The 17,827-nt window shown below is 47.1% G+C and carries 18 protein-coding genes and 1 tRNA gene; 12 read left to right on the top strand and 7 right to left on the bottom strand.

Going from position 1 to position 17,827, the window contains the following annotated elements; translation table 11 throughout:
• Window positions 1–173 precede the first annotated feature (173 nt).
• From AC5SLM_RS10375 to AC5SLM_RS10360, 4 genes are all read left to right on the top strand, one after another.
• Window positions 174–1,271: a DegT/DnrJ/EryC1/StrS family aminotransferase gene (locus AC5SLM_RS10375; protein WP_495250886.1), complete on the top strand. Its 1,098-nt coding sequence runs from the start codon at window positions 174–176 to the stop codon at window positions 1,269–1,271.
• Entirely contained in the window at window positions 1,265–2,167 is a 903-nt protein-coding gene (locus tag AC5SLM_RS10370; RefSeq protein WP_495250885.1) for a Gfo/Idh/MocA family oxidoreductase, read from the top strand. The genes AC5SLM_RS10375 and AC5SLM_RS10370 overlap by 7 nt, the downstream gene beginning before the upstream one ends.
• Window positions 2,164–3,114 (top strand): ferrochelatase, encoded by a 951-nt coding sequence (gene hemH, locus AC5SLM_RS10365; protein WP_495250884.1) that lies wholly within the window; start codon window positions 2,164–2,166, stop codon window positions 3,112–3,114. The genes AC5SLM_RS10370 and hemH overlap by 4 nt, the downstream gene beginning before the upstream one ends.
• An 80-nt stretch (window positions 3,115–3,194) precedes the next feature.
• Complete coding sequence (locus AC5SLM_RS10360) at window positions 3,195–3,626, top strand: hypothetical protein (protein ID WP_495250883.1); 432 nt, start codon at window positions 3,195–3,197, stop codon at window positions 3,624–3,626.
• On the opposite strand, the gene AC5SLM_RS10355 is transcribed toward AC5SLM_RS10360, so the two are convergent.
• The 4 genes from AC5SLM_RS10355 to flgB are packed head-to-tail and all read right to left on the bottom strand — an operon-like array spanning window position 3,603 to window position 6,630.
• Window positions 3,603–5,390 (bottom strand): peptidoglycan D,D-transpeptidase FtsI family protein, encoded by a 1,788-nt coding sequence (locus AC5SLM_RS10355; RefSeq protein WP_495250882.1) that lies wholly within the window; start codon window positions 5,388–5,390, stop codon window positions 3,603–3,605. The genes AC5SLM_RS10360 and AC5SLM_RS10355 overlap by 24 nt on opposite strands.
• Window positions 5,391–5,396: 6 nt before the next feature.
• Window positions 5,397–5,690, bottom strand: a complete 294-nt coding sequence (gene fliE / locus AC5SLM_RS10350; RefSeq protein ID WP_495250881.1) for a flagellar hook-basal body complex protein FliE — start codon at window positions 5,688–5,690, stop codon at window positions 5,397–5,399.
• A gap of 6 nt (window positions 5,691–5,696) precedes the next feature.
• A complete protein-coding gene (gene flgC / locus AC5SLM_RS10345; RefSeq protein ID WP_495250880.1) occupies window positions 5,697–6,191 on the bottom strand; it encodes a flagellar basal body rod protein FlgC in 495 nt (164 codons plus the stop codon).
• 10 nt (window positions 6,192–6,201) lie between these two features.
• The gene (gene flgB / locus AC5SLM_RS10340; RefSeq protein ID WP_495250879.1) at window positions 6,202–6,630 is read right to left on the bottom strand and encodes a flagellar basal body rod protein FlgB; all 429 of its coding nucleotides are present in this window, start codon (window positions 6,628–6,630) and stop codon (window positions 6,202–6,204) included.
• 147 nt (window positions 6,631–6,777) lie between these two features.
• On the opposite strand from flgB, the gene AC5SLM_RS10335 reads away from it, so the two are divergent.
• From AC5SLM_RS10335 to AC5SLM_RS10315, 5 genes are all read left to right on the top strand, one after another.
• A complete protein-coding gene (locus AC5SLM_RS10335; RefSeq protein ID WP_495250878.1) occupies window positions 6,778–7,941 on the top strand; it encodes an FtsW/RodA/SpoVE family cell cycle protein in 1,164 nt (387 codons plus the stop codon).
• The gene (locus tag AC5SLM_RS10330; protein ID WP_495250877.1) at window positions 7,938–8,951 is read left to right on the top strand and encodes a UDP-N-acetylglucosamine--N-acetylmuramyl-(pentapeptide) pyrophosphoryl-undecaprenol N-acetylglucosamine transferase; all 1,014 of its coding nucleotides are present in this window, start codon (window positions 7,938–7,940) and stop codon (window positions 8,949–8,951) included. Before AC5SLM_RS10335 ends, AC5SLM_RS10330 begins: the two co-directional genes overlap by 4 nt.
• 344 nt (window positions 8,952–9,295) lie before the next feature.
• Window positions 9,296–10,987, top strand: a complete 1,692-nt coding sequence (locus AC5SLM_RS10325; protein ID WP_495250876.1) for an L-lactate permease — start codon at window positions 9,296–9,298, stop codon at window positions 10,985–10,987.
• A gap of 93 nt (window positions 10,988–11,080) precedes the next feature.
• The gene (locus AC5SLM_RS10320) at window positions 11,081–11,545 is read left to right on the top strand and encodes a GNAT family N-acetyltransferase (RefSeq protein ID WP_495250875.1); all 465 of its coding nucleotides are present in this window, start codon (window positions 11,081–11,083) and stop codon (window positions 11,543–11,545) included.
• A complete protein-coding gene (locus AC5SLM_RS10315) occupies window positions 11,542–12,180 on the top strand; it encodes a LysE family translocator (RefSeq protein WP_495250874.1) in 639 nt (212 codons plus the stop codon). Before AC5SLM_RS10320 ends, AC5SLM_RS10315 begins: the two co-directional genes overlap by 4 nt.
• Before the next feature lie 136 nt (window positions 12,181–12,316).
• Here AC5SLM_RS10315 and AC5SLM_RS10310 read toward each other — a convergent pair.
• Window positions 12,317–12,393: transfer RNA gene (locus AC5SLM_RS10310), tRNA-Arg, on the bottom strand.
• A gap of 183 nt (window positions 12,394–12,576) precedes the next feature.
• On the opposite strand from AC5SLM_RS10310, the gene AC5SLM_RS10305 reads away from it, so the two are divergent.
• Window positions 12,577–13,473, top strand: a complete 897-nt coding sequence (locus AC5SLM_RS10305) for a nucleoside recognition protein (protein WP_495250873.1) — start codon at window positions 12,577–12,579, stop codon at window positions 13,471–13,473.
• Here AC5SLM_RS10305 and AC5SLM_RS10300 read toward each other — a convergent pair.
• Both AC5SLM_RS10300 and AC5SLM_RS10295 read right to left on the bottom strand, forming a co-directional pair.
• Window positions 13,436–13,819, bottom strand: coding sequence for a thioredoxin fold domain-containing protein (locus tag AC5SLM_RS10300; RefSeq protein ID WP_495250872.1), 384 nt, complete (start codon window positions 13,817–13,819; stop codon window positions 13,436–13,438). The two genes, AC5SLM_RS10305 and AC5SLM_RS10300, sit on opposite strands and share 38 nt — an antisense overlap.
• A complete protein-coding gene (locus AC5SLM_RS10295; RefSeq protein WP_495250871.1) occupies window positions 13,816–14,703 on the bottom strand; it encodes a DMT family transporter in 888 nt (295 codons plus the stop codon). Before AC5SLM_RS10295 ends, AC5SLM_RS10300 begins: the two co-directional genes overlap by 4 nt.
• 82 nt (window positions 14,704–14,785) lie before the next feature.
• Here AC5SLM_RS10295 and AC5SLM_RS10290 point away from each other — a divergent pair, with 82 nt between their 5' ends.
• Together AC5SLM_RS10290 and AC5SLM_RS10285 are read left to right on the top strand one after the other, a co-directional pair.
• Window positions 14,786–15,637 (top strand): prephenate dehydratase, encoded by an 852-nt coding sequence (locus tag AC5SLM_RS10290; protein WP_495250870.1) that lies wholly within the window; start codon window positions 14,786–14,788, stop codon window positions 15,635–15,637.
• A 9-nt stretch (window positions 15,638–15,646) separates the two neighbouring features.
• Window positions 15,647–17,713 (top strand): molybdopterin oxidoreductase family protein, encoded by a 2,067-nt coding sequence (locus tag AC5SLM_RS10285; protein ID WP_495250869.1) that lies wholly within the window; start codon window positions 15,647–15,649, stop codon window positions 17,711–17,713.
• Window positions 17,714–17,827 lie beyond the last annotated feature (114 nt).

The following is a 17,827-nucleotide window of genomic DNA, read 5'->3' as shown; positions in this document are numbered from 1 at the left end:
ACCAAAGGTGCGCGAGCCCTGCGCGCAGCTGTACTTAGCGTTAGCGTAGCTTTTGGAGCTTTGCTCTAAAAGCGTATAGAAATAAAAAAGGCTTTACATGTAAGGCCTTTTTATACCCCTAAAAGCATCGGGGGAGTATAATCGTCCTTACTATTTTGACACAAGGGACTGCCATGAAACTGCCTTTTATCGACCTCAAATCCCAATACGAAGCCCACAAAGACGAAATCAACCAAGCTGTTTTAAACGTACTCGACTCCACGCAATTTATCATGGGGAAAGAGGTAAAAACCCTAGAAGAAACATTGGCCCATTTTTGTGGCACCAAACACGCTCTAGCGTGCTCTAGCGGCACCGATGCCCTTTTGCTTGCCCTCATGGCGTACGACATCGGGCCAGGAGATGAAGTCATCACCTCTCCTTTTACCTTCATCGCCACCGCTGAAGTCATCGCTTTTTTACGTGCAACACCCGTGTTTGTGGACATTGACCCCCTAAGCTACAACCTAGACCCTGCCCTTTTAGAAGCGGCGATTACGCCCAAAACCAAGGCGATTATGCCCGTTTCCCTTTACGGCCAATGCCCCGACATGGACGCCATCAATGCCATCGCCCAAAAACACGGCATTCCCGTCATTGAAGATGGGGCGCAAAGTTTTGGGGCAACCTATAAAGGCAAAAAAAGCTGCGCCCTTTCCACCATCGGATGCACGAGCTTTTTCCCTTCCAAGCCCCTTGGCTGCTACGGAGATGGCGGGGCGATTTTCACCGACGATGACGCGTTGGCCAAAAAAATGCGCATCCTTTTAAACCACGGTCAAGAAGAGCGCTACAAACACGAATACGTAGGCATCAACGGGCGTCTTGACACCATCCAAGCGGCCGTTTTAAATGTCAAACTTGGCTATTTTGACGAGGAGATTGTAGCACGCGAACGCATTGGTGCACGCTACAGCCAACTCCTTAAAGACGTGCTCATTACCCCTGCCCTTTCCACGGATTGCACCAGCGTGTATGCCCAATATTCCGTGCGCGTTCCAAACCGCGAAGAGGTCGCCAAGGCACTCAACGAAGCGGGCATCCCCACAGCCATCCACTACCCCATCCCTTTGCATCTTCAACCCGCCTTTACCTATCTTGGCTACAAAGAAGGGGATTTTCCCTTAAGCGAGGCCGTTGCTAAAGAGATTATGAGCCTTCCCATGAGTCCGTTTTTAACCACCGAACAACAAGATTTAGTGGTAAACGCCCTTAAGGAAATCCTATGCTAAGGGTGGCACTCATTGGCCTTGGCTCCATGGGAAGAAACCACTACCGCGTCTTAAAAAGCCTCCCCAACGTGGAAGTGGTTGCCCTGTGCGATGTGGTTAAAAACGATAGCTTTAGTGAGCCTTTTTACGACAGCGTGGACACCCTTTTAGAAGAAGCAGAATTTGACGCGGTTCTTATTGTGGTGCCTACCTTCTTGCACAAAGAAGTGGCGCTAAAGTGCCTTGGAAAAGGCAAAGACGTGTTTATCGAAAAACCCGTCGCGTCCAATTGCGAAGAAGGGCAAGAGATTTTAGACAAAGCCACCAGCGTCGGCGCAAAGGTATGCGTGGGCTACATTGAGCGCTTCAACCCCGTCGTTGAGGCGTTGAAAGCGGAGCTTGAAGAGAAAGAAATCTACAGCATCGGCATCACTCGCGTCGGCCCTTTCCCTCCGCGTATTGCCGATGTGGGCATTCTCACCGACCTTGCGGTGCACGACATCGATTTAATTCGCTTCATCACCGGCCAAGAGATTCAACAAACGGCCATTTTCAAATCCCAAAAAATCCACAACCACCACGAAGACAACGCTATTTTGTCTTTCAAGCTTGAAAATGAAGTGGTGGCAAGCATCACCACCAACTGGCTCACCCCCTTTCGCAAACGCACCATCGAAGTGGCCACCAAAGAAGCCTATTACGAAGCGGATTTGATGGAACAAACCTTGGTAGAATACTCTGCCTACCAAAAAAACTTTTCTTATGTCATTCGCAACTGCATGGTAAAAAAAGAAGAACCTTTGGTGCGCGAACTAAGAGCCTTTGTGGACTTTGTTAAAACCGGCAAAGAAAACGGGCTTAGCACCGTAAAAGACAGCATGATTACCCTACGCATTAGCTCAGGAGAAGGGGTGTGAGCAAGGGGTTAGTGCTTTTAAACATGGGCGGGCCGAACAACCTTGATGAGGTTAAAGTATTTTTGCACAATATGTTTAATGACCCCAACATCATCACGGTCAAGAGTGACCTCTTGCGTCGCTTTATTGCCTTTATCATCACCACTTCCCGCGCGCGTCAAGCTAGAGAAAATTACGCGGCACTTGGGGGAAAATCCCCTCTTGTGGACTACACTAAAGCCCTTGTTGCAAAGCTTCAAGAAGCACTTCCTGACACCTACGTTACCTATGCCATGCGCTACACGCCTCCTTTTGCCGCCAGTGCCATTGAAGAGCTAAAAACCCACGGGGTGACACAGCTGTGTTTATTGCCCCTTTACCCTCACTATTCAACCACCACAACCAAATCTTCCCTAGAGGATTTTGAGGCGGCCTTAAAAGAGGCAAATTTTGCGCCCGCACGTACCGTTGTCCCTCGTTTTTTCGAACACCCAACCTACAACCAAAGCATCATACAGCGGGTCAAAGAAGCCCTTGGGGAAGAGGATTCCCGCGCCTATGTTCTCCTTTTCTCCGCCCACTCTTTGCCTCAAAAAATCGTCGATGCGGGAGACCCTTATCAGCAAGAAGTGCTAGCACACGCGGCACAACTTAAAAAAGAGTTGCGCGAAGCGGGGCTAGTCTTTCAAGCCACACACACGGCCTATCAGTCCAAACTTGGACCCATCCAATGGCTTAAACCCGAACTTGGCGAAACCCTCAAAACCCTAAAAGGAAAAAAAGTACTGATTATTCCCATTGCCTTCACCATTGACAATTCTGAAACTGAATTTGAATTGTGGATTGAGTACAAAGAAGAGGCTGAAAAATTAGGAATTCATACCTACAAGGTTGCCAAATGCCCTAACGATCACGACCTTTTTGTGCAAGCCTTGCGTGAAATCACCCAAGCTTCCACCAGCGCCTAGGGGGTTTTGTAACTTCCTTTACATGTAAAGGAATATTTTTTGCTTGTCATGGACAATCCCTCTCATAAAGGAGTTTGTCCATGAAAGTCGAACAAAGCCAGTTGGTCCAATCCCTCACCCTTGCCAAACAAGGCATCGAAGCCAAATCTGATGAGTTTTCCGCCGAATTAGAGCGTCAATTAATGCAAACCATTAAAAGCCAAACCTCATCCTCCGAAGAAGAGCAAGACCCCGAAGTCGTAGCCTTCAAAGAAAAACTCACCTCCATGGGTGCCGCTACTTTCCTCCAACAGCTCAATATGGAAAAGATTGAAAAGCTGTTAGAGGAAAAACGTAAAGAACTCATGGAGACCTTTAATGTTGAAGGACTTGAAGGAGAAGATCGGGCCAATGCCCTAGCAGAGATTGAAGAAATTTTGCAAGATTACGCCAAAGAACTTCAAGAGCGTATGGCAGCCAAAAGAGAACTTGAAGAGAAAAAAAGTCCCCTAGCTTCCCTCCTCACCAATTAACGAGGGAATCAAGTACTGCTCGTCTATCATCTTTTGCACAATAGCACGAAATATGGGCGCTGCACTCAAGGAGCCAAAATAATGGTAAGGTTTTTTTGGCTCCTTGGCAAGTACGCCAATGGTGTAGCCATTGGTTTCGTCGTTTGCAAAGCCAAAAAAAGTACCGTTGTAGCGATTGACATATTTTCCGCCCGATGCAATATGGGCCGTTCCTGTCTTCCCCCCAATCTCTAGGCCTTCCATGGCCGCCACTTTGCCCGTCCCTTGGCGCACTGCTTTAATCAGCACCCGCTTAACGCGCTTGGCAACCGCAACGGGCAAAACCTGAACTTCTGGCGGTCTAAGAATAGGATACAACTTCCCGCTAGCGTCTTCAAAGGCAACCCCGATGCGGGGCACAAGCATCCTGCCATTGTTATTAAACACATTGTAGGCTTTTAAGATTTGCATGAAATTGACCTGCAAACCATAGCCATACCCAATGGTCCCCTTGTACACTTCTGAGTTAAACCGCTGCAAGGGCGGCATATTACCTGGGCTTTCATAGGGCAAATCCACCCCTGTACGCTCCGTAAAACCAAAATCTTTAAGGCCTTGGTAATAAGGAATCGCGTCTAGTTTTTGCGCTAACTGAACCGCACCCACATTAGAAGAGTATACAATGACATCTTCCGCACTTAGCCATTCTGTCTCTTTGGTATCACGAATAGTATGCCCCCCGAGTCGGTATTTCCCCCCGAAGGTGCGCACTAAATCAAAGGGGTTAATTTTTTCCTCTTTAAGTAAAAGTGAAAACATAATGGTTTTCATCACCGAACCTGGCTCAAAGGCATACTCCACCGCGGAAGCATTAAGCGAAGGATAATCTTCCCTTCGGATACTGTTTGGGTTATAGCGATTGCTAGAAGCTAACACCAATAGCTCCCCTGTGTCATTTTTCATCACAGCAGCGATAATTTCTTCGGCATTGAGTTCTACTTTTTTTTCATCCAAAATGCGCTCAATCATCTTTTGAAGTTTTAACGAAATAGAGACCCGCATGGCATAACCATCAATGCGTTTTTTTGCTTCTGAGTCTCGGTTTAAAATAAGCGTATTGCCAATATCCCTTGGTGCAATCAACAGCGCATCTTGAATAGGCCTAAGGTACTGCTCATGCTGCCCTTCTATGCCTTTCACTCCCTCCACTTTTGTGATGGGGCCTTGGTCTATTTTTCGGATGTAGCCCAAAGAGGGGGTAAAGATGTCTCCTTGGGGATAAAACCGGTATTCGCCGCTTTCTGAGATGCTTAGTCCCCGCAAAAAAGCCAAACCAGAATCGGGGTCTTCGTACGTGCGAAACACGCCAAGGCGGTACAATTTACCCGCCAATTCTTGCAAATATTCTGCGCGCTTCGCATCAATTTGATAGGAAAGCACCACATTACCCCGCTGTGCATCAAGACGTTTTTGAATCTCTTTGGGGTCTTGGTTGCTGTACAGCGCAAAAAGATTTATAAACAGTTCTTTTTTATTGGGGTCAATGTTGCGGGTGTCCACCATGGCTTTGTACAATTTTTGGCTTGTTGCGATAACAAAACCATCGTTGCTAACGATGGTTCCGCGCAAAGCTGTAGAGGTTTGGCTGGTTTGAAGGCGTGGGAGCTTACGGTCAATCTGCGACCAATACAACAAGGTCCCAATAAAAATGATAAATCCAAGGCTAGTAAGTGAAAAAAGGAGAAGGATTTTCGCCTTTTTTCGGTCCAGTGGCGGGTGTTCCATGAAGGGTTAAATCTGTGTTCTTGAAATCTCTTTGTAAGCACTTAAGGCTTTGTTGCGGATTTCGAGCATGAGTTTCATGCTTGTTTCTGCTTTGCCAATCGCAATCGCGGCTTGATGCAAATCTTTAACCTCGCCAGTGGCGATATCTGCTGCTGCCTTGTCGGCATTTTCTTGTAGGGCATTTTGGCTTGAGAGGGTCTTTTCAAGCACTTTAGCAAATTCATCCCCTTGGGCAACGCCTTTGGTATCTTGCTTTGGTGCGAGCATCTCTAGGGTAGAGATGGAGTTAATTCCATTCATCGGTTACTATCCTCTCATCAAGTCTATCGCACTTTGGGCGATGGTTTTTGCACTTTGGTACGCTGAAACATTGGCCTGATATGCCCGTGTTGCTTCGATTAGATCGGCCATTTCAATGACGGGATTAATGTTAGGATACGCCACATAACCCTTTGCGTCTGCATCGGGGTGGGTCGGGTCGTATTTGAGGCGAAAATCCCCATCATCACGCACTACTTTGTCCACAATGACGCTCATTATAGCAGGTTTGGCATCCCTTTGCAAAAAGCTGTCATCCAAGGGGTTTTCGTACTCCAAGAAGGCATTGTTTTTGTTGATTTCTTGGTTGAGTGCCTCGTTAAAATCAATGGCGCGAAACACCACCTCTTTACGCCGATACGCCCCGCCTTCTGCCGTGCGCGTGGTGTTGGCGTTGGCAATGTTGGAACTGATAATATTCATGCGGAAACGTTGGGCTGAGAGTCCGTAGCCGCTAATGTCAAAATCGCTTAAATAAGCCATTGATTATCCTTTATATTTTTCCAGAAGCTTCAATCACGCTATGAAAAATTGCACTTTTCTTTTTCATAGCCTGCGTGAGGGCGTCAATCATGATGGCATTTTTACTCATTTCGGTTGTTTCCACGTCTAAATCCACCGTGTTGCCATCATTGCGCGCCAAATGGCCATCGCGCAAGTAAATCATCCCTGCACCAAAATCATTCTCTGATGCTCCTTGCAAATGACTTTCGTGAGAGCTTGCCATCTTTAGCTCTTGAGGTTCCTTCACCCCGTACATCTCTTGTGCTTTATTGATAAGTACGGTTTCAAAATCCACATCACGTGACTTGTAAAAAGGCGTGTCGATGTTGGCAATGTTGCTCGCAATCATTTGCTGACGCAAGGAGCGCCCAGCAAGGGCTTGTTCTAACAGTGGCTTGGATTTGTGTGTCGTGACCATTTTGCTCTCTTTTTTAGGCTTTACATGTAACGCCGTAGCGCACAGCCAATTAAAGCAATTTCCGTTCCAAGAGCAAGCATGGCCCTAGGGAGTTTTTAACGCTTTTTTGGTACAATCTCCCACACAAACCACCTAAGGAATCAACGCTTGGCGACAGACAAAACCCTCTTTTACCTTTGCTCTTTTTTGATTGGCGTAGGCGTGGTGTTTTCCTTGTCCCTTCCCGTGTTTACCGTCCTTTTTTACAACTACAGCCCCTACCATTTTTTCGTTCGTCAGTTTGCAGTGGGAATGATTGGCATCTTGATTATGTGGGGACTTTCCAACCTCGACCCCGACAAGTTCATGAAGTGGATTGGGTTTTTCATCTTTTTTAGTTGCATCCTCACCATGAGCCTCATGCATTACCTTCCTGACTCCCTTGTCACCGAATCAGGCGGGGCAAAACGCTGGATTCGATTGCCCGGATTTTCCATTGCACCGGTTGAATTTTTCAAGATTGGGTTTGTTTATTTTTTGGCATGGAGCTTCGCGCGCAAGCTCGACGAAGAGCAAAAGTCCCTCAAAGATGAAATCAAACTCATCTTGCCCTACATTGGCGTCTTTCTTTTGGTGATTTACCTTATTGCGATTTTGCAAAACGACCTAGGACAGGTGATTGTGCTAGCACTTACTTTGGCAGTGATGGCATTTTTTGCAGGCACAAGTTTTAAGTTTTTCTCTTTGGCTATTTTAAGTTCTGCTTTGGTGTTTGTCACCGCGGTAGTGAGTTCTGAACACCGTATTTTGCGCATTAAAACGTGGTGGGCTACTATCCAAAACATGGTGCTTTCCCTTTTTCCCGAATCCATCGCCTCAGTATTGCGGGTTGAAGATGCTCCCGAACCCTACCAAATCTCCCACTCCCTCAATGCCATCAAACACGGCGGCCTCTTTGGTGAAGGCTTGGGTGGCGGGATTTTCAAGCTAGGGTTTTTAAGCGAGGTGCATACGGATTTTGTTTTAGCAGGCATCACAGAAGAGATTGGTGCTATTGGCGCGGTGTGCATTACGCTGATTATCTTTGTAATTATTTACCGCATCTTCCGCATCTCGGGCCGTAGCCAAAACCGCGTGTATTATCTTTTTAGTCTAGGAATGGGACTTTTAATCGTCTTTTCCTTTTTAATGAACGCCTATGGCATCACATCCATTACGCCCATTAAGGGCATCGCCGTTCCTTTTTTAAGCTATGGGGGAAGCTCTTTGCTTGCCCTGTGCGTGGGCATGGGAATGGTCCTCATGGTGAGCAAGAAAGCGAGGAATGTATGACACTTATTACCGGTGGGGGCACTGGCGGGCACCTTTCTATCGCCAAAGCCTTGTGCGAAGCGTACAATGCCCTTGAAAAACGTCCGTGCTATATCGGTTCAACCAACGGCCAAGACAAGGCGTGGTTTGAAGGGTATCCTGGATTTAAAAACACCTTTTTTCTTCCCACCAAAGGGGTGGTAAATCAAAAAGGATTGGGCAAGCTTTTTTCCTTGGGAAGCATTGTAAAACAGGTCTTTACATGTAGGGCTTTGTTGCGCCAACTTGGTATTACGCGCGTTATTTCCGTAGGCGGGTACGCCGCAGCCCCTGCGGCTTTGGCGGCACTTAGCCTTGGGATTCCCCTTTACATCCACGAGCAAAACGCCGCAGTAGGAAGGCTTAACAGTTTGCTTCGCCCTTTTGCTAAAGCTTTTTTTAGCTCCTACGACAGCGCTTCTCCTCTTAAAGATTACCCTGTTGCGGCGCGGTTTTTTGAAGCGTACCGTCCCAGAAACTCCCTCAACACCTTGCTTTTTTTAGGAGGAAGTCAAGGAGCTAGGTTTATTAACGCGCTAGCAAGAGTCCTCGCCCCTGCCCTTGCCCAACAAGGCGTGCGCATCATCCACCAATGTGGAAAAAGCGAATTAGCCTCTTTTCAAGCTTTCTACGCCGAACAAGGTATTGACGCAGATGTTTTTGCCTTTAGTGATGCCTTACATGTAAAGCTTCGCGAGGCCGACGTGGCCATTTCTCGTGCGGGTGCGGGAAGCGTGTGGGAACTTTGCGCGGCTGGCATTCCTGCTCTTTTTATTCCCTTCCCCCACGCGGCTAGCGACCACCAATACTACAACGCCAAAGCCTTTGCTGACCAAGGCCTTGCGGGCGTGTTACGCCAAGAAGAGGCAACCCCAGAGGCCGTACTTGCATGGCTTCAAAACCTTCCTATTGCGCGCATCAATCAAACCCTTCCCCAACAGCTTTCCAAGGGAGGCGCGCAAGCTATCGTAGCGCAGATTGAACGCTCCTAACCCCCTTGTCAAGTTGTTTCAAAACTACTCATCTTAAAAAATTTCACCCCCCTTTCTTTTTTTCTTTTTGAGGGCTTCTCGCAAAAGTCCTCAAACAAAGGTCTTTCATCCCTTTTTTAACTTTCTGGGTTGCGTTGCTTTTGCGCCGCGTTCCAATGCCCACTATTTCGACATGGCGCGTTTTGTAACACTCCTTGGTGCAGCCACTTCCCCTTTCTCTTTTCTCTTTTTCTTATAAAAATGTAACTCTTTTTATCATTTTTTCGTCATGTGCACTTCATCTCTTTGTCATGCGTGGTCGCTACCATGCCCTTAGTTTAAATCTACATTAGAAGGAGTGCCCTATGGGTTTAGGTCTCTATGCATTGTTTGCATCAATGCCAATCATCCTCTCGGGAATTTTGCTTGTTGGTATGCGTATGCCAGCAAAAAAAGCAATGCCGATTGTCTTTGTTGCAACTGCGTTGATTGGTGTTTTTGTGTGGGACATGAGTGTCACACGCGTTATCGCGTCTACCTTGCAAGGTGTTGTTATCACTGTTGCCGTGTTGTGGATTATCTTTGGAGCCATTTTACTCCTCAATACGCTCAAACATTCTGGCGCAATCACTACCATTAAGGCAGGGTTTAATGGTATTAGCCCCGACCGACGCGTACAGGTAGTTATCGTTGCTTGGCTCTTTGGTTCATTTATCGAAGGCGCTTCTGGCTTTGGTACCCCAGCAGCCGTAGCCGCACCACTCCTAGTGGCCATTGGCTTCCCCGCCATGGCAGCGGTTATGATTGGGATGATGATTCAAAGCACGCCTGTTACCTTTGGTGCTGTAGGTACGCCTATTTTGATTGGTGTTAATGCAGGTCTTGATAAAGCAACCATTAGCGAGCGCCTTTTGTCTGTAGGCTCCAACTGGGATGCTTACCTTCAAGCCATTACGTCTCAAGCAGCCATTGTTCATGCCATTACAGGGACGTTGATTCCCCTGTTTATGATCATGATGCTCACCCGCTTCTTTGGACGCAACCGTTCTTGGACAGAAGGGCTTTCCATTCTTCCTTTTGCTATTTTTGGCGGCCTTGCCTTTACCGTACCTTATGTGCTTACGGGTATCTTTTTGGGCGCAGAATTCCCTTCCATCATCGGGGCACTTGTGGGCCTTGCCATCGTCGTTCCTGCGGCAAAAATGGGCTTTTTAATCCCCAAAAACACATGGGATTTTGCCCCTGTGAGCGAATGGCCAACGGCTTGGATTGGAAAACTTGAAATCAATCTTGACGCCCTTGCGGGTAAAAAACCTATCTCCTTAACCATGGCATGGGTTCCGTATATTCTTGTGGCGCTTATCTTGGTTATCTCTCGTGTCAACACAGACTTTAAGGCCATGTTGCTTTCATTTAAAATCCCTTTTGCCAACATCTTGGGACAAACAGGCGTCAGCGCAAGCATTGAACCGCTTTACTTACCCGGCGGGATTTTGACCTTCGTGGCTATTGTTACCTACTTTTTACATGGCATGAAATTTGGTGAGATGAAATCAGCCGTTAAAGAATCCAGTGCATTGCTTCTAAGCGCAGGTTTTGTACTTATCTTTACGATTCCCCTTGTGCGAATCTTGATTAACTCTGGTGTCAACGGTTCTGAGCTTGCCAGCATGCCAATCACTATGGCGACTTGGGTTGCCCAAAGCGTGGGCGATGTTTATCCTTTCTTTGCTTCATGGGTAGGAGCACTTGGTGCGTTCATCGCGGGCTCCAATACTGTCAGTAACATGATGCTTGCCCAATACCAATTTGGTGTTGCTGAAGCCCTTGGGCTCTCCACCGTTTTCATGGTTGCCTTGCAAGCTGTAGGTGCAGCTGCGGGTAATATGATTGCTATCCACAACGTCGTAGCCGCTTCTGCAACCGTAGGACTTCTTGACCGCGAGGGAGAAACCTTGCGCAAAACAGTCATTCCTACCATTTATTACCTTGTTGTCACAGGCATCATCGGCCTTGTTGGCATGTACGTATTGGGCATCACCGACCCACTCATGTAACCTAAAAAGGGCCAAGATTTTTGGCTCTTTTTCTTTTTTTCCTTAATCTCCTTTGTGGTATCATACGTCTTTTGAACCCCAAAGGAGAACCCCATGCCCACCCCCTTTACCGTTCGCATTGCCACCCGCGATGACGCTTCTAGCATTGCTGAATTTAACGTCTTCTTTGCCAAAGCCCATGAAAACCGCCAACTCTCCCTTCCTGTTACCGCCGCGGGCGTACGCCATGTATTTGACTCGTTTAACAACGGCCTTTACGTAGTCGCCGAGCGCAAAGGGGAAATCATCGCCGTCACCATGGTAACCCGCGAATGGAGTGATTGGAATAACGGAATGTTTTATTGCATTCAAGACATTTTTGTCCTTGCCAATGACCCCGACAAAGAAATTCATGATGCCCTGCTTCACAAAGTACGCGCTTTGGCCAAGGAGCATGAAAATGTATGTGGCATCCGTCTTTATGCCCACAAAGACGACACCCAAAGCCAAGAACACTACCAAAAACTCAACCTCAAAAAAACCCCTTATCGCATCTATGACGAGGTATTTTCCAAATGATTAGTCTTGAAACCTTGCTTCTTTTTATGGCCGCTTCCACCTTGCTAGCCCTAAGCCCTGGGCCTGATATCTTGTTTGTCATCACCCAAGGCATCACCCGAGGCGCCAAGGCGGCATTAGCAACGACCCTCGGGCTAACCTCAGGGGTTTTGATACACACCACCGCAGCAGCCCTTGGCATTTCTGTGATTTTCCAAACATCAGCCCTGGCCTTTAGCCTTGTTAAATACGCGGGTGCGTTGTACCTGTTTTACCTGGCATACCAAGCCTTTAAACATCGCAATGAACTTATCCGCATCAACACTAAAGAAGGGAACACCGCACCAATCAGTCTTAAAAACCTCTACGCCAAAGGGTTTTTAATGAACATCCTCAATCCCAAAGTTTCGCTCTTTTTCTTGGCTTTTTTGCCTCAGTTTGTCTCGCCAAGCGCAGGGGCTGTGCCGTGGCAAATGGTACAACTTGGTATCGCCTTCATGGTTGTCACGGTTCTTGTTTTTTCCACCTGCGGACTCTTGGCACACAAGGCCAGTGCGACACTCATGCGCAATCCTAGCATCGCCAAAACCATCAATACCCTTTCGGCCTTTGTCTTTGTGGCACTTGGACTAAAACTTGCCTTTGCCCAACGCTAAGCCTTACATGTAAGCGTACAACTGCCAAGAATTAATAGGTGGTTGTGCGCATTAAGGTTTGTGTTTTTTTGTGTCAAGAGCAGAGGAGGTGTCTATTTTTCTTACATGTAAAAGGAAATAAAAGAAGGGTAAAAAGTGGTGCGCCCGACAGGATTCGAACCTGTGACCTCCGGTACCGCAAACCGATGCTCTATCCAGCTGAGCCACGGGCGCACTATGTTTTAAGGTCAGTATTGTACCTTCTTAATTCTTAAAAAAAGGAAAATCTTTACCAAGGCACTGAAAAAAGGAGCTTTTTGCAAGAGGTCATGCCCTTCTTTTTCTTGCTATAACACTTTTGCGTTAAATCCCTTACATGTAAAGGATTTTTGCGTTAACATTTGCTACACTTCCCCTATGAAATTCTCCCTCAAAACCTCTTTGAATCGCGCGCGCCACAGCGCGTGGATTGTCCTAAAACTCATTGTCCCCATTTACATTCTTGCGGATGTCTTGTTTTACTACGAACTCTTGGGCAAAATCTCTTTTATTTTTATCCCGCTCACCGCCGCCTTGGATTTGCCTAGCGAAGCCGCACTTTCTCTTGTCAGTGGCATCTTTTTAAACCTCTATGCCGCCATCGCTTTTGCCGCACCCCTTGGTCTTAGTGCGCGCGAATGGACGATTTTGGCAGTTTTTTTAGGCATCTGCCACGCCCTTTTGGTCGAAACCCTCATCATGCACCGCTTGCAAATCCCCCGCACCTATTCTATCCTTTTGCGTTTTGGAGTCGGGCTTTTAGCAGGTTGGGCCACGGCCTCTCTTCCTTTGTCTTGGTTTGAGACAAGCACGCATACCCAAGCTCTAGCGCTCATCACCCACTCTTCTTTTTGGGCGATGCTAGCCCATTCCCTTAAAGAAGCTTGCCTTTTGGCACTTGAAGTGATGGTACTTGTTGGGGTTATTATTTTACTTCTTGATTTCATCAAATCCCTCAGCATCATCGACCGCTATGCCAAGCGTGTCACCACAGCCTTTAGCCTAGGAACAGGGACGATTCTTGGCATCACTTATGGCGCGGGCGTGCTTATTAGTGAGTATGAAAACGCCACCATGTCCACTAAGGAAGTTTGGTTTGTGGGAACATTTTTGATGATTTGCCACGCCATCATTGAAGATACAATTTTATTTGTCATCTTTGGCGCAAACCCGTGGGTGATTGTGTGTTTGCGCCTCTTCTTTGCGACGGTCTTTGCCTGCGCCATCACCTTTTTTCTTACAAACCGTCCTTCTCCAAGTCATATACCAAGGTAAGGTACTCCACAAAATCCTCCACCTTCATGTAGCCTGGCAAAAGTTCCACCACCTTTTGGCTCACCGGATGAATCAAGAGCGATGTCGGAAAGTGCGCAACACCAAAGCCCAATGCGTGCGCCTCCTTGCCTTCCATCCTAAGAAGCACATAAGAGGCACTTAAGGCATGCTCATATACACCGCTCTCCACTACTTCTTTATGCATTTTGGCACACCACGGGCAACTTGGCAGCTCCACAAAAAGCCACACAAGCTTTTTTTCTTGGCGCGCACGCTCAAAAACATCTTCCATCATCGAAGCCACCCCTAAGCTCACAACACACATAAGTGCTATCCACAGTTTCATGCAATTTCCTTTGATTTTCCCATTTTTTGAACACTAAGCCCCAAGACAATCAACACAAGTCCCACTACCGTAGAGGGTAAAATTGCCTCTCCCAACACCAAACCGATAAACACCAAGGATAAAAACGGCGAAAGGAAAATCAAATTTGCAATTTTCGCAGTTTGGCGCGTTAAGCGCATCGCTTGAAGCCACAAAAAGAACGTGATACCCATCTCAAAAACTCCCACATACACCGCGCCTACGACCCCTTGCCACGGCATGAGCACCAAAGCCCCTTGAACCCACGCCCACCCAAGCACCAACACAAACCCACTGGCAAAGTTTAAAAATAATCCTATCAGCGGATCTAACGCCCATTTGGTACTGTAAATCCAATACATCGCCCACAACAGCGTTGAAGCCAAGGCTAGCACCACGCCTGCGGGGTTGCCAAAAGAAAGTCCCAACACATCACCGCGCGTTGCAATCACGAGCACACCTGCGTAGCACACTATGCCCGCTAGCACATCTTGCCACCGCAAGGCTTGTTTTAAAACAAGAACGGACAAATACGCCAAGGTCAACGCCCACGTATAATTGAGCGCTTGTGCCTCTTGGGCGGGAAGCAAAGCATAGGCTTGAAACAAGACCAAATAATAAACAAAAGGATTAAGAGCCCCAAGGGCAAACATAGACAAAACGTATCTCTTGGGAAGAGCACGAAACAAGACAAACTTACCTTGCCACCACAACAACACCCCAAGCACCAATAGCGACACCCCCGAAGCAATCACCAAAAGCTGCACAGGAGTCACATAAGCGAGTGAGAGTTTAAATGCTGTTGCCACACTGGACCATAAAAAGACCGCGCTAAGGGCGTACATCGTAGCAGATTTTTCAGCCATACTCTTCCGTTTTTGCAATGATTATACCTAATCCGCTCTTTACAAACCTGCGGGTATAATACACTTCAAAAAAAGGAATCTCGTGAACGACATCATCATCGCCTACCAAGGAGTGGAAGGCGCGTATTCTCATCTTGCTTGCAAAACTGCTTTTCCAACTTCCATTAGCATCGCTTGTGATACCTTTGTAGATGCCATGAAACTTGTCGAATCTGGCACAGCCAACTTGGCTATGATTCCTGTGGAAAATTCCACGGCAGGAAGAGTCGAGGAGATTTACCGCCTCATCCCAAGACTAGAACTAAACATTATTCAAGAGCACTTTGAGCCTGTCAGGCATTGCCTTCTTGGTCTCAAAGGAAGCACACTCGAAACCATCACAACCGTTGCTTCTCACCCTCAAGCCCTCGCCCAGTGCTACCTTAATATCACCAAACACAACTACATGGCCGAAGCAAAATTTGACACCGCAGGCTCCGCCAAAGAAATCAAAGCCCTTGGAGACCCAACCAAAGCAGCCATCGCTTCAAAAATGGCAGCAGGCCTTTACGGCTTAGAGATTTTAAGTGAAAATTTTGGCGACCTAGCGAGCAACACAACGCGCTTTATTGTTCTTTCCAAAGAAAAAGTACTCCCCGAATACGATGCCACAAAAGAATACATCACTTCCCTCGTATTTCAAGTACGCGACATCCCTGCCGCCCTTTACAAGGCCCTTGGCGGTTTTGCAACCAACAGCGTCAACCTCGTCAAACTCGAGAGTTACTCTCCTTCGGGAAACTTGCAAGTTAGCCAATTTCACCTCGATATTGATGGTCACCCCTGCAACCGTAGCCTTGTTTTAGCTTTAGATGAATTGCGCTACTTTGCCAAAGAAATCAAAACCTTGGGCACGTACGAAAAACACCCCTACCGCTTTGGGCAAAAACGCTAAAGGAAAAGCATGGAACACACCCACACAATCGACAGCGTTTGCACCTATTGCGGCGTTGGTTGCGATATTGCCGCCGAGGTTACAAACAACACTATTCAAGCGATCAATGCCCATCCCGAAGGCGTTGTTTCCCAAGGTAAACTCTGCGTAAAAGGTAAATACGGCTTTGGCTTTGTCACCGCACCCGATCGCCTCAAAACACCGCGCATCAAAAAGCGTTTTTTGGCCAACAACCCCGCGATTTTTGAAGCCATCGCACCCCTACTAAAGGAGTATGATGCACAATGGATGGAGACAACCCTAGATGCTGCCACTACTGCAGCGGCTATGAAACTCCAAGAAATACGCCAAAAATACGGTGCTAAAAGCATTTGCGCCCTAGGCGGGGCACGGACCTCTTGCGAGAGTGCCTATTTGCTCCAAAAATTCACCCGCCATACCCTAGGTTCGCCACATGTGGACAACTGTGCAAGGGTTTGCCACGCTCCAAGCCTTAAAGGGATGCGCGAAACTATTGGGGAGGGGGCCGCGACCAACCCCTACAACGACATTTACAACACAGAATTTATGATTATCATCGGCTCTAATACCACCGAAGCCCACCCGATTATCTCCAATCGCATCGTTGATGTAGCAACCAAACACGACAATCTTGCCGTATTTGACGTGCGAGAAATCACCCTGCACCGTTTTGCCAAATACAAAGCCATTCTTCCCCACGAAGCCAACCTGATGGTTTTAAACATGCTTGCCTATGTGATTATCGATGAAGAACTCTACGATGAACATTTTTTAGAAGACAGGACTAAGGGTTTTGCCGAATTTAAAGAAAAAATCCTAAACGACCCTTTTGCCAACCCTGCCTACTTTGAAAACATTCCAGGGTACGAACACCTTAGCAAGCTCATTCCCAAAGTTGCCCGTGAATACGCCCTTAAAAACTCCATGATATTTTGGGGGCTTGGCATCACTGAACACGTGGATGGCTCTTATGCGGTCATGGCCATCATCCACCTTGCTCTCATGACAGGAAATGTGGGTAAACCTGGCGCAGGTCTCATGCCATTGCGTGGCCAAAACAATGTCCAAGGCGCCTGCGATATGGGGATGTTGCCCAACTACGCGCCCGACTACCAAGCACCTAAAGAAGTGGGCATGATGACGCCAAACCTCATTGATGCGATGCAAGAAGGGCATATCAAAGCGCTTTTAAATATGGGCGAAGACATTACCCACATTCACCCCAATACCAACAAAATCACCAAGGCGGTGGAAAATTTAGAGCTTATTGTTGTACAAGAATTGTTTATGACCGACATTGCCACCCGCGCTGATATTGTCATTGGGGTCAAATCCGCCTACGAGAAAACGGGAGTGTATGTCAATGCTATGCGCCGATTGCACCTTTCCCAGCCTTTAGTGCACTCAAACTTGCCTGATGATTGGGAAGTGATTCAACAGATTGAAAACAAACTTGTAGGAGAGTACCATTACAGTGATTCTAAAGGGATTTGGAATGAGGTACGCGAAGTGGCCTATCGACGTTTCTCAGGAGCAAGCTACACGCGCCTAGAACGCCACCGTGTTCGCGGCTTGCAATGGCCTGTGCACACAGAAGACACGCCCATTTTGCACCAACTGGATTTTCGCACCGAGGATGGCTATGGACGGTTTTGTTATCACCCCTACCTCTTGCGAGGCATGGTGCAAGAACTTACAAACAATGCGCTTACGGGCTATTACCTCACGACAGGCAGGACCCTTGCCCAGTACAATAACGCATCTCAAACCTCGCGTAGTGAAAAACTTAACAAGCGCTACGATGAAACTGTTTTATTGGTGCACGAAGAGGATGCAAAAGATTTTCCAACCTCCTATGTTGTCCTTCAAACTGCTTTTGGAAAAAGTGCGCCACTGCGTGTCAAATTTACCGATAAAGTGCAACCAAAAACCTTATTTTGCACCTTCCACCATGCCGCCTCTAATATCAACCATCTTTTTGGAGACCGACGCGACAACTTAACAGGTACAGCAGCCTTCAAGTCCATTAAAGTTGCCATTATTCAAGCCCCTTAAAGAATGGGGCTTTACATGTAAAGCACACGACCACAGTAAAAAGACAATAAAAATTGAAAAATATTTATAAATAAAATAAAATAAAATAAAATAAAAATAAAAATAAAAATAAAT

This window comes from Sulfurospirillum sp. HTRB-L1 (genome assembly GCF_059415125.1).
This window is presented reverse-complemented; position numbering and strand designations above follow the sequence as displayed.

Coding starts and splice junctions, on each gene's coding strand:
- AC5SLM_RS10375 (WP_495250886.1), top strand. CDS start 174: ATGAAACTGCCTTTTATCGACCTCAAATCCCAATACGAAGCCCACAAA.
- AC5SLM_RS10370 (WP_495250885.1), top strand. CDS start 1,265: ATGCTAAGGGTGGCACTCATTGGCCTTGGCTCCATGGGAAGAAACCAC.
- AC5SLM_RS10360 (WP_495250883.1), top strand. CDS start 3,195: ATGAAAGTCGAACAAAGCCAGTTGGTCCAATCCCTCACCCTTGCCAAA.
- AC5SLM_RS10355 (WP_495250882.1), bottom strand. CDS start 5,390: ATGGAACACCCGCCACTGGACCGAAAAAAGGCGAAAATCCTTCTCCTT.
- fliE (WP_495250881.1), bottom strand. CDS start 5,690: ATGAATGGAATTAACTCCATCTCTACCCTAGAGATGCTCGCACCAAAG.
- flgC (WP_495250880.1), bottom strand. CDS start 6,191: ATGGCTTATTTAAGCGATTTTGACATTAGCGGCTACGGACTCTCAGCC.
- flgB (WP_495250879.1), bottom strand. CDS start 6,630: ATGGTCACGACACACAAATCCAAGCCACTGTTAGAACAAGCCCTTGCT.
- AC5SLM_RS10330 (WP_495250877.1), top strand. CDS start 7,938: ATGACACTTATTACCGGTGGGGGCACTGGCGGGCACCTTTCTATCGCC.
- AC5SLM_RS10325 (WP_495250876.1), top strand. CDS start 9,296: ATGGGTTTAGGTCTCTATGCATTGTTTGCATCAATGCCAATCATCCTC.
- AC5SLM_RS10320 (WP_495250875.1), top strand. CDS start 11,081: ATGCCCACCCCCTTTACCGTTCGCATTGCCACCCGCGATGACGCTTCT.
- AC5SLM_RS10315 (WP_495250874.1), top strand. CDS start 11,542: ATGATTAGTCTTGAAACCTTGCTTCTTTTTATGGCCGCTTCCACCTTG.
- AC5SLM_RS10305 (WP_495250873.1), top strand. CDS start 12,577: ATGAAATTCTCCCTCAAAACCTCTTTGAATCGCGCGCGCCACAGCGCG.
- AC5SLM_RS10300 (WP_495250872.1), bottom strand. CDS start 13,819: ATGAAACTGTGGATAGCACTTATGTGTGTTGTGAGCTTAGGGGTGGCT.
- AC5SLM_RS10295 (WP_495250871.1), bottom strand. CDS start 14,703: ATGGCTGAAAAATCTGCTACGATGTACGCCCTTAGCGCGGTCTTTTTA.
- AC5SLM_RS10285 (WP_495250869.1), top strand. CDS start 15,647: ATGGAACACACCCACACAATCGACAGCGTTTGCACCTATTGCGGCGTT.